14 protein-coding genes are annotated in these 11,993 nt (G+C 71.3%); 6 read left to right on the top strand and 8 right to left on the bottom strand.

Going from position 1 to position 11,993, the window contains the following annotated elements:
- Nucleotides 1–7: 7 nt before the first annotated feature.
- The 3 genes from AU195_RS12285 to AU195_RS12280 all read left to right on the top strand — a co-directional run bounded on the left by AU195_RS12285 (nt 8) and on the right by AU195_RS12280 (nt 2,217).
- Nucleotides 8–391: a PNPOx family protein gene (locus AU195_RS12285; protein WP_059159349.1), complete on the top strand. Its 384-nt coding sequence runs from the start codon at nt 8–10 to the stop codon at nt 389–391.
- Between the two features lie 250 nt (nt 392–641).
- Entirely contained in the window at nt 642–791 is a 150-nt protein-coding gene (locus AU195_RS26365; protein WP_353612156.1) for a hypothetical protein, read from the top strand.
- Nucleotides 792–846: 55 nt separating this feature from the next.
- The gene (locus AU195_RS12280; protein ID WP_059159348.1) at nt 847–2,217 is read left to right on the top strand and encodes an NAD(P)/FAD-dependent oxidoreductase; all 1,371 of its coding nucleotides are present in this window, start codon (nt 847–849) and stop codon (nt 2,215–2,217) included.
- Here AU195_RS12280 and AU195_RS12275 read toward each other — a convergent pair.
- Nucleotides 2,214–2,678: an SRPBCC family protein gene (locus AU195_RS12275; protein WP_059159347.1), complete on the bottom strand. Its 465-nt coding sequence runs from the start codon at nt 2,676–2,678 to the stop codon at nt 2,214–2,216. The genes AU195_RS12280 and AU195_RS12275 overlap by 4 nt on opposite strands.
- 83 nt (nt 2,679–2,761) lie before the next feature.
- On the opposite strand from AU195_RS12275, the gene AU195_RS12270 reads away from it, so the two are divergent.
- The 3 genes from AU195_RS12270 to AU195_RS12260 all read left to right on the top strand — a co-directional run bounded on the left by AU195_RS12270 (nt 2,762) and on the right by AU195_RS12260 (nt 5,488).
- Nucleotides 2,762–3,133 carry a DUF427 domain-containing protein gene (locus AU195_RS12270; RefSeq protein ID WP_059159346.1) on the top strand — a complete coding sequence of 124 codons (372 nt, stop codon included), beginning with the start codon at nt 2,762–2,764 and terminating at the stop codon, nt 3,131–3,133.
- Nucleotides 3,134–3,227: 94 nt separating this feature from the next.
- Nucleotides 3,228–4,100 carry an alpha/beta fold hydrolase gene (locus AU195_RS12265; protein ID WP_059159345.1) on the top strand — a complete coding sequence of 291 codons (873 nt, stop codon included), beginning with the start codon at nt 3,228–3,230 and terminating at the stop codon, nt 4,098–4,100.
- Complete coding sequence (locus AU195_RS12260) at nt 4,097–5,488, top strand: WS/DGAT/MGAT family O-acyltransferase (RefSeq protein WP_059159344.1); 1,392 nt, start codon at nt 4,097–4,099, stop codon at nt 5,486–5,488. The genes AU195_RS12265 and AU195_RS12260 overlap by 4 nt, the downstream gene beginning before the upstream one ends.
- 82 nt (nt 5,489–5,570) lie before the next feature.
- Here the strand turns inward: AU195_RS12260 and AU195_RS12255 are convergent, their stop codons facing one another.
- Genes AU195_RS12255 through crtI form a run of 7 tightly spaced genes read right to left on the bottom strand, consistent with a single transcriptional unit; the run spans nt 5,571 to nt 11,966 of the window.
- A complete protein-coding gene (locus AU195_RS12255) occupies nt 5,571–6,575 on the bottom strand; it encodes a Rieske (2Fe-2S) protein (protein ID WP_059159343.1) in 1,005 nt (334 codons plus the stop codon).
- Nucleotides 6,572–8,092 (bottom strand): hydroxysqualene dehydroxylase, encoded by a 1,521-nt coding sequence (locus AU195_RS12250; protein WP_059159342.1) that lies wholly within the window; start codon nt 8,090–8,092, stop codon nt 6,572–6,574. The genes AU195_RS12255 and AU195_RS12250 overlap by 4 nt, the downstream gene beginning before the upstream one ends.
- A complete protein-coding gene (locus AU195_RS12245) occupies nt 8,089–8,808 on the bottom strand; it encodes a class I SAM-dependent methyltransferase (RefSeq protein ID WP_059159341.1) in 720 nt (239 codons plus the stop codon). Before AU195_RS12245 ends, AU195_RS12250 begins: the two co-directional genes overlap by 4 nt.
- Entirely contained in the window at nt 8,805–9,146 is a 342-nt protein-coding gene (locus AU195_RS12240) for a lycopene cyclase domain-containing protein (RefSeq protein WP_059159340.1), read from the bottom strand. The genes AU195_RS12245 and AU195_RS12240 overlap by 4 nt, the downstream gene beginning before the upstream one ends.
- Nucleotides 9,143–9,487, bottom strand: a complete 345-nt coding sequence (locus AU195_RS12235) for a lycopene cyclase domain-containing protein (RefSeq protein WP_059159339.1) — start codon at nt 9,485–9,487, stop codon at nt 9,143–9,145. Before AU195_RS12235 ends, AU195_RS12240 begins: the two co-directional genes overlap by 4 nt.
- 2 nt (nt 9,488–9,489) lie before the next feature.
- Nucleotides 9,490–10,440 (bottom strand): phytoene/squalene synthase family protein, encoded by a 951-nt coding sequence (locus AU195_RS12230; RefSeq protein ID WP_059159338.1) that lies wholly within the window; start codon nt 10,438–10,440, stop codon nt 9,490–9,492.
- Nucleotides 10,437–11,966, bottom strand: a complete 1,530-nt coding sequence (gene crtI / locus AU195_RS12225) for a phytoene desaturase family protein (protein WP_059159337.1) — start codon at nt 11,964–11,966, stop codon at nt 10,437–10,439. Before crtI ends, AU195_RS12230 begins: the two co-directional genes overlap by 4 nt.
- Nucleotides 11,967–11,993 lie beyond the last annotated feature (27 nt).

Genomic DNA, 11,993 nt, shown 5'->3' with positions numbered 1-11,993 from the left:
GTGTCCGATGCCGGCTCCCAGGTGGCTCGCGCGGGCCAATCGCGTCGGCCTCGACCGGGTGGTGAAGTTCATCGCCCCATGGATGCCCGGGTTCGGGATGATCGTCCACCGCGGCCGCACCTCTGGGCGGGAGTTCCGGACACCGGTCAACCTGTTCCGTCGGCGCGGCGGGTTCGTCTTCGCGCTGACGTACGGTTCGGACGCCGACTGGGTGAAGAACGCGCTCGCGGCCGGGGGCTGTGAGGTCGTCACGCGGCGACGGCGCTACTCGCTGATCGATCCGCAGCTGTACGTGGACGAGACCCGTTCCGACATGCCGGCATTCCCGGTCCGCCCCATCCTCGCGCTGGTCGGCGTCTCGGAATTCCTTCACCTGCGGATCGTCCCGTGACCCGAGTGGATCTCCGCGGCGCACCCGAGACGATCTCGCGACGCTGTACGCCAAGGCGCTCGACGCCGATGCACCGCGCTCCACGCTCCACGAAGCAGTTCTATCCGCGGGGCGAGCACTGTCACGTCGTGGCGGCGTCGGTCACCGATGTGGGCTGGGTATCGGCCTGCAGTGGACCAACACCACGGTACGCCGGTCGGGGGCGACGCTGCACTGGGCGATCAACGGCCCCGCCGACATCCTCGACGCGGTGCCCGGGACCCGCGTGCTGGCGTGGGTGCCCGTCTTCGAATCCGATGCGTTCTCGGATCTGCCTGCCGGATACCAAGTGATGGCGGCCGTCATGAACCGCGTACCGGGCCTGCGCACGATGGCGCAGTTCCACCGCTACGCATTCTGAGTTCGCTCGGATCCGTTGCGGTCGCTCTGCGCTCGGTGAGTGCCAGAATCGTCCGGTGCCCACGGTCAACGGTCAGGTGTCCCACTGGTTCGACGAACTGCCGGCCCACCGTGCGGCCCTGCCCGGAGATCGCGAGGCCGACGTCTGCATCGTCGGCGCCGGCTACACCGGCCTGTGGACCGCCTACTACCTCAAGCGCGCCGACCCGTCGCTGCGCATCGCGATCCTCGAGGCCCGGTTCGCCGGGTTCGGCGCGTCGGGGCGCAACGGTGGGTGGCTGTCGGGCCTGGTTCCGGGCGACCGCAACGCGATGGCCGCACGGTACGGCCGCGACGCCGTCGTGGCGTGGCAGCGGGCGCTCAACGAGACGGTCGACGAGGTCGCGGCCGTCGCCGCCGCCGAAGGGATCGACGCCGGCGTCGTCAAGGGCGGGACCATGGAGATCGCCCGCAACCCCGCTCAGGCCAAGCGCCTGGCCGACGGACTCGAGGAGGAGCGGCGCTGGCAGGTCGACGGCATCGCACCGTTGACGAAAGACGAAGCCGCCGAACGCATCCGATTCGACGGACTGGTGTCGGCGTACCACACCCCGCACTGCGCCCGCATCCAGCCGGCCCGCCTCGCGCGAGGGCTGGCGGACGCCGTCGAGCGCCTCGGTGTGCCGATCCACGAGCAGTCCCCGGTGACCGCGATCAGCGCGGGCCGGGCCGTCACCCCCCACGGCACCGTGCGCGCCCCGATCGTGCTGCGCGCCACCGAGGGGTTCACCGGGGCGTTGCCCGGCCTGCGCCGCCGCTGGCTGCCGATGAACAGCTCGATGATCGCCACTGCCCCCATCCCCGCCGAGCGGTGGGCGTCGATCGGATGGGACGGCTGCGAGACCGTCGGGGACACCGCGCACGGGTTCTTCTACGCCCAGCGCACCGTCGACAACCGGATCGCGATCGGCGGGCGCAGCGTGCCGTACCGGTACGCGTCGCGGATCGACGACGACGGGCGGGTGCCGCAGCGGACCATCGCCCGGCTGTCCGGCGTGCTGCACGCGCTGCTGCCCCAGATCCGGGACGTGCCGATCGCCCACGGCTGGTGCGGTGTGCTCGCGGTGCCGAGGGACTGGGAATCGACCGTCACGTTCGACCGGGCGAGCGGCCTGGGCTGGGCGGGCGGCTACGTCGGGCACGGGGTCACGGCCACGAACCTGGCCGGCCGCACGCTGGCCGACCTCGTGCTCGACCGATCCACCCCGTTGACCGAACTGCCCTGGGTGGGCCACCATTCGCGCGGCTGGGAGCCCGAACCGCTGCGCTGGCTCGGCGTGCGGGGCCTCTACCTCGCCTACCGCCTGGCCGACCGCCACGAGGCGCGGGGCCGGTCGGCCACGTCGCCGATCGCCACGCTCGCCGACCGCATCACCGGCCGGCCCTAACGCTCGGCGCGGGCCTTGAGCCGCTGCAGCGTCGCGGCGATGTTCTCGGCGTTGGCGCCGGCGCGGTCGCTGACGCCGGTGGCCCAACCGGCCGGCTTCCGGAACCACCCCGGCCGCCGGTCCCAGGTGCTCTCGGTGACCCGGCACCCGGACCCGGTCGGCGCGATCTCGTAGCGCCAGTGGGCGACCGGGATGACCACGCGCACGTCGAACGCGAACACCTGGCCCGGCGTCGCGTCGGTGACGGTGCAGGTGGTGCTCCAGGAGCGCGACCCGTTGCGGTTGCGGCCGACGAACACCGCACCCGGCCGGGCGGCGTCGCCCTTCTTCCACTCCATCGCCGAAGTCTCTTCGGCGAGGTCGGCGAGGGTGGGAAGATCGGTGATGAGGCGGTACACCGTGTCCGGGTCGGCGTCGATGTCGACCGTGGCCTGCGCCGTGGCGGCGTCGGGGTTCGTCATGACGGTCGATGGTAGTGATCGGAAGAACGGCGGTGGCCGCGTTGTTGGGCTGGTGGAAGCGACTCAACCTCAGGAGGTCCGTCATGTCCGGACGCCCAGTCCTCGAACCCACCGCGGAGCACCCCATCACGGTCGCGCCGACCGGCCGCCACGTCACGGTGACGGTGAACGGCGCCGTGATTGCCGAGACCGACGACGCCCTCACCTTGCAGGAGGCGGATTATCCTGCGGTGCAGTACATCCCGATGCGAGACGTCGCCGAATCGGCGTTGGTCTGCAGCGACACCACCACCTACTGCCCGTTCAAGGGTGACGCCGCCTACTACCACGTGAACGCCGCGGGACAGACCGTCGAGGACGCCATCTGGACGTACGGGCAGCCGTACCCGGCGGTCGGCGCGATCGCCGGCCATGTCGCGTTCTACCCGGACAAGGCCGACGTGACGGTCGGCTGAGCCCCGCCGCAGGCGTGCGCGAAACGCTGTTTGGTCTTGATCGGCGTGCTGTAATGGGCCGCACGACGACCATCGGCGCCGATGGGGGCTGACCATGCCGATACTTCCCGGACTCCCGGCGCTCGCCGCCGTCGGCGACATCCCTCCGGGGCGGACCGTGGACCTGCCCGGGCGGGGCAGCACCTACGTCATCGACTCCGGGCCGCAGGACGGCCCCACCTATCTCCTGCTGCACTCGGTCGCGTGTACCGGGCTGATGACCTGGTATCCGGCGCTGGACGTGGTCAGGCGGTACGGCCGGGTGGTGGTGTTCGACCAGCGGTGTCACGGGCACGGCATCAGCTCGCCGCGCTTCCTGCTCGAGGACTGCGCCGACGACGTCGCGGCGTTGGCCGAGGCACTGGGCATTCGCACGTTCGTGCCGGTCGGCTATTCGATGGGTTCGCTGGTCGCCCAACTGGTGTGGCGGCGTCACCGCGAGCGCGTCGACGGGCTCGTGTTGTGCGCCGGCGCGGCGGCCGTTTCGCGCGCGAGCTACGAGCGGCTGGCCACCGGCATCTTCGCGGCGGTCCTCGACGCGTTCAGCCCGCCGCTGCGGGGCCCGTCGCTCACCCCGGTTTCCACGGCGGCCGACAGCGTCTTCGGTGTGCCGCAGTGGTTGCTCGACCAGTTCCGGACCACCAGCCCCTGGGCGATCACCCGCGCCCTCGCCGAGATCACCCGGTTCGACTCGCGACCGTGGGTGGGGGAGATCGACGTCCCGACGTCGGTGGTGATCACGATGCGCGACCGCGCCTTCGGGACGGGGCGCCAGCGGTGGCTGGCCGACCGGATACCCGGTGCCCACGCGGTGCCGGTCGATGCCGGGCACGCCAGTTGCACGTTGCAGGCCGCCAAATTCGTGCCGGCGCTGAGCGAGGCGATCAGTGTGGTGCACGACCGGGTGCTCGCCGACGCCGCATCGTGAAGCGGCTCAGCGGCTGGGATGCCCTGCTGCTGAACAGTGAGACGCCCAACGTCCACCAGCACACGCTGAAGATCGCGGTGGTCGACACCTCGGAATTCGAGGGGGAGCCCAGCTTCGAGGTCTTCTGCGAGACGCTTCGCCGCCGCATGCATCTGCTGGAACCCCTGCGCTACCAGCTCGCCGACGTCCCGCTGCATTTGCACCGCCCGGTGTGGCGGGAGAACGCCGAGATCGACTTCGGCTACCACGTGCGGCAGGTCCGGGTGCCCGCTCCCGGTGGGCGGCGGGAGCTCGACGATCTCATCGGTCGGATCGCCGGTACGGCGCTGGATCGCACGCGACCCCTGTGGGAGCTCTACTACGCCGAGGGGCTCGCGCAGCGCCGTGTCGCGGTGATCGGGAAGGTGCACCACGCGCTCGCCGACGGGGTGGCCTCGGCGAACCTGATGGCGCGGGCCATGGAATGGCCGGATGCCGAGCCCGACGCGGACGGGCCGGAGGTCGGGCGCGCCGAACCGGCGCGGCGGGAACTGATCGTCGGCGCGGCCCGCGACCACGCGCGCAAGCTGACCGAACTCCCCGGCGTCGTCAGGGAGGGCGTCCTGGGGATCCACCGGCTGCGGCGACGCTCGCGGCAGCGCCGCGAGCACCCCGACCTCGCCCGCCAGTTCAACCCGCCGCCGACGTTTCTGAACCACAAGCTGTCGCCGAACCGGAGCTTCGCGAGCGCCACCCTGTCGCTGGCCGAGGCCAAGGAGACGAGCAAGCACCTCGGGGTCACGCTCAACGATCTGGTGTTGGCGACAGCGGCGGGCACGCTGCGCGACCTGCTGCTGGCCTACGACGGCCGGGCCGACGCACCGATCATCGCGTCGGTGCCGGCCGCCACCGACACCTCGAGGGACCGGATCACCGGGAACGCCTTGAGCACGATGCTGGTCTCACTGCCGGTGCACGTCGACGATCCGCTCGAGCAGGTGCGGCTGAGCAGCCTCGCCGCCCGGATCGCCAAGGAGAACCACGACCTGCTCGGCCCCGGCACCGTCGGGCGCTGGCTGGAGTACGTCCCCCCGACGGCCCTGCGCACCGTCTTCGGCTGGACGTCGAGGCGGCGGGCGCCCAATGCGCTGTTCAACCTCATCGTCTCGAACGTGCCCGGGCCGCGGCGCCGTGGCCGCATCGCCGGGGCGGTGGTGAGCGAGATCTACTCGGTGGGTCCGCTGGCCGCGGGCAGCGCGATGAACGTGACGGTGTGGAGTTACGTCGACCAGCTGAACGTCTCGGTGCTCAGCGACGGCGAGACGCTCGCGGACACCCACGAGGCCACCGACGCGATGGTCCGGGCCTTCACCCGGATCCGCAGCGCAGCGGGCTTCCCCGTCGGCTGAGCGCGAGGGTGCGCGAATGCACCGCTTCTGCGGGGCGTGCCGCGTGCAGACACGCGCGCTCGCGCAGATGAGGTGAGGCGCGTCAGCGGGTGCGGACCGCGTAGCGGCGCTCCGCGTAGGCGAGGTCGTCTACCCACAGCTTCGTCGCCGCGTGCCGCATGAGGGGGGTGATCAACGGCGCGACCTTCTGCCCGTAGCCGAACCGGGGGCGATCCGAATGCGCGACAACGGCTTCGATGACCGCGGTGCGCGGCCGTCCGTCCGGCCCCGGCCCGACGGGTGTGGCGTGGGTTTCGACGACGCTGCCCGCGCCCTCGCCGTCGACGATCCGCATGACGATCGTGCGTGGTTCGGGTGCGACGAACTCCGCGACCACCGGCACCCCCAGCCGGCCGATGCGGAACGTGACCGCCACCAGGAACCGGTCCTCGCGCTCGGGCACCTCGTCCGCCGCCGGCGCGCTGAGCACCTCGAGACGGGTGAACGAATACGGGTGGAACCAGGCACCGTGCCACGGGTCGAGCCGGTTGGCGATCACGTCGTCCGGTTCGCAGACCCCGACCAGGCGGGTCACGGCGTGCAGCGTAGGGCCATCGGGACGCACTGGGACGAACGGCCGCGCCGTCGGCTCTTCGCCACCGACACGGTCCAGGCGCACCCAGGCCAGCACGCCGTCGTCGAAGGCGGGCAACGGTTTCCAGCCGAACTCGCGGCGTTCCCCGGACAGCCGCAGGCCGTGCCACGGGCAGATCAGCGTGCCGCAGTCGACGGTCCCGGTGGACAGGTCGGCGCCGAGGTGCGGACAACTCGCGGGTCCGACCCGGAGTTCGCCGCCGGCGCCGCGCCATGCGACGAGTTCGACACCGCCCACCGAGGTACCCACCGGTGCGCGCCGGATGGTGTCGCTGGCCGCGAACGCGAACCAGTTCCCGCTCGGGCGGGATTTCGCGCGGGCCAGCGCAGCGTCGATCAGGGCCGGCTGGGCATCCTGGTAGGTGGGCTTCTGCTCGGCCCAGTCGATACGCGGAAGCACCTTGAACGGTGAGGATTTCGCCCACCTGGCCCTGATGTCGGCGAGCGCGCTCATGACTGCAGTTGCCTTCCTCGCCCGGCCAGTCGCCGCAGCATTGCGGACCGGCCCGTGGTCGGCACGGTCGTGAGGGCGTGCCCCGCGACGCCGAAATGCGCGAGCAGGCGGTTGGCGGCCGACCATCCCGTCGTCGCGGCGCGCTCCATCAGGGCCACCGGCAGGTCGATGCGGATACCGTCGCCGGCCAGCGCCAGACCCTCGACCGGGGTCCGCACGGTGGGGCGGACGGCGAAGTCACCCGGGGCGAAGCGCGGGCAGTCACCGCGCAACAGCAGCCGTTCGCCGACGATGTTCGCCTGTGCAGTCTCGGGGAAGATCGCGTGCAACCGGGCCAGCAGGTGGCGCGGCAACTCGTCGGAGGTGTCGGTCACCGCATACGAGTGCAGTTCGACGACCGATCCGCCTGTGCGCCGCGCCCAGTCGGCGGCCTGACGTTCGTAGCGTTCGAGCACACTCACATTGTCCAACGGCGTCAGGCCGCCGGTGCCGAGGAACGCGGGTCGGTCCGGTGCCACCGGGCGGTCCAGCCAGATCCGCTGTACCAGGAACGGCGGTGCGGTACCCAGCCCGTCGACCGCCGCCCGCCACGCCTCGTCACCGAGTTCGGTCGACCCGCCCACGATTGCGCGCAGTCCGGCGACATCGGTGGCCAGCACCACGCCGTCGGCGGGTAGCGACTGCCCCGAATCGCAGTGCACGGTGAAACCCGGCTCCACCGCCGTCACCGACACGCCGGTGTGGAACCGGACACCGCGGCCCTCGAGGTAGCGCCGCAACGGCTCCCACAACGCCACGTCGAAGTTGTCGTCGGCGACGTCGAACACCAGCCCTTCGCTGGAGCCGAGGAAGTAGATGTGGAACATCGTCGCCAACTCGGCCGCCGACAGGTCCGGCGGCTGGGCGAAGAAGCTGCGCGAGAACACCTCGAACGCCAGGTGCCGTGCGGCGTCGGGGAAGTTGATGTCGCGCAGGAACGTGTCGGCGTCGACGTGGTCGAGCCGGTCGTAGATGTCGGGCACCGACACCGTCGCCAGCGGCGCGGCCGCCCGTGCGTTGAGCCGGGCCAGATCCCGCAACCTGAACGTGGGGCTGCGCAGCGCGAACGCGACGGCGTTGAACGGCGGTGTCTGCGGCAGCCCGCGGAACGTGTCGCGGCGACCGTGCCCGTCGATGAGCGGATAGTCCTCGACCGGAATCAACATCGACAGGTCCGGATCGACGCGGCGCAACAGGTCGCGCAGGTTGTAGTACTGGCGGAAGAACGCGTGGAAGCCGCGGTTCATCGCCGCCGCCCCGACCCCGTCGACCTCGTCGGTCCAGCCACCGACCCGGCCACCCAGGTACCTCTCGCGCTCGACGACGTCGACCTCGACGCCGCGTTCGGCCAGTCCGGTCGCCGCGGTCAGCCCGGCGATGCCGCCACCGACCACCACCGCGCGCGGACGCGCGCCCAGCGCGGCGGTGTCGGCCGCGCCTGCGGGCGCCGGATGCACGACGCGCCGGGGATCCTTCATCGCGTCGGCGCCTTCGCGGTGAACGTATGCACCACATTGCGCTGCCATCCGGACATCGTCTCGCTGCGCACGTCGGTGAACCCGTTGCGCTGCAACCTGTTCCGGAACTCCGATGCGCCGTCGAAGTCGAGAACGCTGCGCCGCAGGTACGTGTACAGCGACGCGTCGCCGGTGCGCAGGCGGCCGGCCGGGATGATGATCGCCCAGCACACCGCATTCCACACCGCGGTCGCGACGGGGGAGTCGCGTACGGAGTACTCGTGCACGGTCAGCGGTGCGCCGGGGGTCAGCATGTCACGGAAGGTCCGCAGCTGGGTGTCCCGGTCGGCGAGGTTGCGCAGCAGGTACGCGGCGAAGATCCCGTCGAACGGGCCGGTCACGCCTGCGTCGGCGATGTCCTCGATCCGGCTGTGCACGAAGCGCACCGAACCGGGCCACGTCTTCGCCCGCGCCTCGGCGAGCATCCCGGCCGATGCGTCGACTGCGACGATCTCGGCGTGCGGGGCCACGGCGAGCAGCGCGGCCGTCGATGCGCCGGTGCCGCAGCCGGCGTCGAGCAGGCGCAGACCGCGCCCACCGTCGGGCAGCCCCATCCGCCGGGCGGACAGCCGAAGATGCTCGTGGTAGCCGGGATTGGCGCCGACGAGCTTGTCGTAGGCGGCCGCGCCTGCGTCGAATGCGGCGGGCACCTTGGCGTGGGGGAGCGCGTCGCTCATCGCGGCACCGTCTCGCCGTCGATGTTCGCGGTCCTGGTGCGCTGGCGCTCCCAGAGCAGCAGCACGGCCGTCACGAGCGCGAACCCGAACAGGAAGTCCTCGACCGGGATGTCCCACGGGAACCGGATGCCACTGGTGTGCTCCTCGTTGTAGATGACGATGGGGGCGCTGAGTTTGGTCAGCCAGCCGTCGACCGGGATCTGGAAGCCGATCACGATGACCATCGAGATCCAGTACGCGGGACGCCGGAAGAGCCCGGTGCGCAGGAACCGCAGTTCCCACGCCACCACCACGACCACCGCGAGGATCGCGGGCAGGGTGTAGCCGAGACCGATCATGACGACTGCGCCGATCGGGCGCGCAGCCGCCGCCTGAGGTACGCCAGGACGGTGTCGACGGCGTTGTAGGTGAACAGTCCGCACAACGGGATCACGATGAAGAACATCAGTTCCTCGATCGGCACCTGCGGGAACCCGATGCCGGTGACGTACTGCGCGTTGTAGCCCCAGACGTCGGCGAAGATCGCGATCAGATCCCACACGACGAACACCGCGGCGACGGGCAGGATGGCCGCCGCGGCCCGCCGGGCCTGCCGGTACACGCCGGCCCCGAAAGCCTCGAGCGGCAGGGTGACCAGCAGGCAGGCGCCAAGCACGATCAGGTATTGGAAGCGATCCATACCTAGACCTTCGCAGGGTGGGCGATCCTGGCGCGCCAGGCACGCAGCAACCCGATGCCCGCGACCTGGAGCCGGCGTCCGTTCCCCACGGTGGCGCGCTGGTTGAAGATGTCGAAGTCGATGTCCTCGATGCGGTCCAGTATCTCCGAATACAGCACGGCCGCCGCGCCGACGCACGCCCGTGAGCGGGGGTGCAGCAGATCGACCCCGTGCCGGGCGTAGTCGTAGACGCGCCGGGTGACGGCATGCTGTTCGGCCAGCGCGTTCCGCACCCGGGTGTCCGTGCGCTTGGTGGTGTGGCACCACATCAGCAGATCGCGGTCGACGCCGTGGGCGGCCAGTTCGTCGGCGGGCAGGTACACCCGCCCCCGGGCGAGGTCTTCGTCGACGTCGCGCAGGAAGTTCGTCAGCTGGAACGCCTTGCCGAGTGCCGCCGCGTACGGCGCGGCCTCCTCGCGCGGGACGACCGTGCCGAGGACCGGCAGCAGCTGCAGCCCGATGACCTCCGCGGAGCCGTACATGTAGCGGTCGATCGACGGCCGGTCCGGATAGTCGGTGATCGTCAGATCCATCCGCATCGACGCCAGGAAGTCGTCGAACAGCTCCCAGGGGATCCCGTAGCGGCGCGCGGTGTGCACCACGGCGGCCAGCGCCGGGTCGCCGCCGGTGGCGTTGCCCTGGACGAGACCGTCGAACAGCTGGGTGGCCAGGCGGTGCAGGCGGTCGGCCCGCTCGGCGGTGGTGGCCGTCGACTCCAGATCGTCGAGGATGTCGTCGGCGCGGCGGGCGAATCCGTACAGGGCGTGCACGGCCGGGCGCTGTTCCGGCGCCAGCAGCCGGGTCGCGAGGTAGAAGGTCCGGCCGTGTTCGGCGTTGAGCACCCGGCAGCAGCGGTAGGCGTTGCGCAGCGCGGGGTCGCGGACACCGGCTGCGTCGAGTTCGGATCCGATCATGACAGCCCGCTCCTCGCTCTGGTCGGGGCCGCCGTGGGGGTGGATGACGGGACGGCCCCCGTGATTCGATCTGCGGCCAACCGGCCGGACAGCAACGCGGTCGGCACCCCGACGCCGGGGACCGTGGACGAACCGGCCAGCACCACGTTGTCCGCACCGCGGATGGTGTTCGCGGGCCGGAACGGTCCGGTCTGGCCGAAGGTGTGTGCGAGCGCGAACGGGGTGCCCGCCGCCATGTCCTGGCGGGCCCAGCCGTCGGGGTCCACGACGTGCAGCAGCTCGAGGTCGTCGCCGACCGCGGGCATCCGCCTGCGCACGGTGGCCAGCATGCCCTCGACGTAGGCGTCGCTGGTGCGGGTCCAATCGACTTGTCCCACAGCCTTGTTCGGCGCGGGCGCCAGCACGTAGAGGAGGTCACGACCCGGTGGTGCCAGGCTCGGGTCGCCTGCGGTGGGCCGGGTGACCAGCAGCGACGGATCGCTCATCACGCGGCCCTCGTCGATGATGTCGCGGAAGGTCTGCTCCCACGCGCCGCCGAACAGGATGTTGTGGTGCGCCACAGCGGGATCCACGGCCGCGCAGCCCACGTGTGCGACCACCGCCGACGGCGCCGGGCGCAGCGGCAGCAGGCGCCGCGGGGTTCGGCCGAGCAGTCGGTAGGTCGTCGGCAGCTCCGTGGTGAGCACCACGGCGTCGGCCGGGATGCGGTCACCGCCATCGGTGCGCACCGCCGTCACGCGGCCGTCGGCACTCCGTTCGAGCACCGAAACCGCCGACCCGTAACGGAATTCGACGCCGGCGTCGGAGGCGGCGGCGGCCATGGCGTCCGGCACGGCCCGCATGCCGCCACGGGGGAAGTACACCCCCGCCACGGTGTCCATGTAGGCGATCACCGCGTAGGCGGCCAGCGCCTTGTGCGGCGGCACCCCGGCGTAGAGGGCCTGGAAGGTGAAGATGCGGCGCAGCCGTTCGTCGGTGATGTATTTGCGCACCACCCGATCCCACCGCCGGAACCCGCCCATCGCGGCGAGCCGGGCCAGCTGCGGCGTCACGAGCGACAGCGGTGAATCGAAGTTCGAGGCGATGAAGCCGTTGAACTCGGCCTCATAGAGCCGGGTCAGCCAGGTGCGCAGCCGCAGATAGCCGTCGGCGGCGTCGGAGCCGGCGAAGCGTTCGATCTCCGCCGCCATCGCGGTGGCGTCGGTGTGCACGTGCAGGCCGCTGCCGTCGGCGAACGACGCGCGGTAGGCGGGGTCGACGCGGTCGAGCTCCAGGCGTCCGTCCATCGAATCGCCCACGGCGGCGAAGGCGTCCTCGATGATGTCGGGCATGGTGAGCACGGTCGGCCCGGTGTCGAGCCGGTAACCCCCGATGTCCAGCCGGCCCATCCGGCCGCCCGGGAACGTCTCGCGTTCGAGCACCGTGACGGTGCGGCCTCGCCCGGCCAGCTGCAGCGCCGCAGACAGGCCGGACAATCCGGCGCCGACGACCACCACACGGTCTGTTCGCCCCCCGACGGTGCGCATCAGTTCGTTTCTCCTACCTGTGTTCCG

Origin of the sequence: Mycobacterium sp. IS-1496 (assembly GCF_001499995.1) — a bacterium.
Taxonomy (GTDB): Bacteria; Actinomycetota; Actinomycetes; order Mycobacteriales; family Mycobacteriaceae; genus Mycobacterium.
The sequence above is the reverse complement of the archived record's forward strand: the minus strand, read 5'-3'. Positions and strand labels throughout refer to the sequence as shown.

Excerpts from the sequence above, each read along its gene's own strand:
- AU195_RS12285 (WP_059159349.1), top strand. The coding sequence starts at position 8 with ATGCCGGCTCCCAGGTGGCTCGCGCGGGCCAATCGCGTCGGCCTCGAC.
- crtI (WP_059159337.1), bottom strand. The coding sequence starts at position 11,966 with ATGCGCACCGTCGGGGGGCGAACAGACCGTGTGGTGGTCGTCGGCGCC.
- AU195_RS12265 (WP_059159345.1), top strand. The coding sequence starts at position 3,228 with ATGCCGATACTTCCCGGACTCCCGGCGCTCGCCGCCGTCGGCGACATC.
- AU195_RS12230 (WP_059159338.1), bottom strand. The coding sequence starts at position 10,440 with ATGATCGGATCCGAACTCGACGCAGCCGGTGTCCGCGACCCCGCGCTG.
- AU195_RS12270 (WP_059159346.1), top strand. The coding sequence starts at position 2,762 with ATGTCCGGACGCCCAGTCCTCGAACCCACCGCGGAGCACCCCATCACG.
- AU195_RS12240 (WP_059159340.1), bottom strand. The coding sequence starts at position 9,146 with ATGATCGGTCTCGGCTACACCCTGCCCGCGATCCTCGCGGTGGTCGTG.
- AU195_RS12250 (WP_059159342.1), bottom strand. The coding sequence starts at position 8,092 with ATGAAGGATCCCCGGCGCGTCGTGCATCCGGCGCCCGCAGGCGCGGCC.
- AU195_RS12235 (WP_059159339.1), bottom strand. The coding sequence starts at position 9,487 with ATGGATCGCTTCCAATACCTGATCGTGCTTGGCGCCTGCCTGCTGGTC.
- AU195_RS12275 (WP_059159347.1), bottom strand. The coding sequence starts at position 2,678 with ATGACGAACCCCGACGCCGCCACGGCGCAGGCCACGGTCGACATCGAC.
- AU195_RS12255 (WP_059159343.1), bottom strand. The coding sequence starts at position 6,575 with ATGAGCGCGCTCGCCGACATCAGGGCCAGGTGGGCGAAATCCTCACCG.
- AU195_RS12245 (WP_059159341.1), bottom strand. The coding sequence starts at position 8,808 with ATGAGCGACGCGCTCCCCCACGCCAAGGTGCCCGCCGCATTCGACGCA.